Annotated in this window: 1 pseudogene; it reads right to left on the reverse strand. The window is 70.0% G+C overall.

Going from position 1 to position 420, the window contains the following annotated elements:
* A pseudogene (locus ACSNOG_RS32975) lies at positions 1-276 on the reverse strand (transglycosylase SLT domain-containing protein); the annotation flags it as partial.
* Between the last annotated feature and the right edge of the window lie 144 nt (positions 277-420).

The raw sequence follows: 420 nt of genomic DNA on the forward strand, positions 1-420 counted from the left end.
GTTACCCGTCGACTCACGCATCACGTTCCGCTTGATGCCGTCGTACGAGGCCGGGATGCCCTTGGCACGCAGGATGTCCAGGGCCTCGCTGATCCAGCCGTCCACGTTGTTCGCGTAAGCCTTCTTCACCGGAGCAGCGGGCGCAGCCGGGGCAGCCGGCTTCGCAGCAGCAGCGGGCTTCGCGGCGGGCTTGGCAGGGGCGGCGGGCTTGGCGGCGATGGCCTTGCGCTCGGTGGAACGGCTCGCGGCCTGCTTGGCGGCACGCTCCGTGTCCACCTTCACCTTCGCAGCAGCGTCCGCGCCGGCCTGGGCAGCAGCAGCGTCAGCGTGCTTCTCCAGCTCGGCATGCTGCGTCTCACCGAAAGCCTCAGCACTCCACGCCACCGGCTTGACCGGCACCGCAGCCGAAGCGGCATCGCC

Source organism: Streptomyces sp. URMC 124, assembly GCF_051386455.1.
GTDB lineage: Bacteria > Actinomycetota > Actinomycetes > Streptomycetales > Streptomycetaceae > Streptomyces.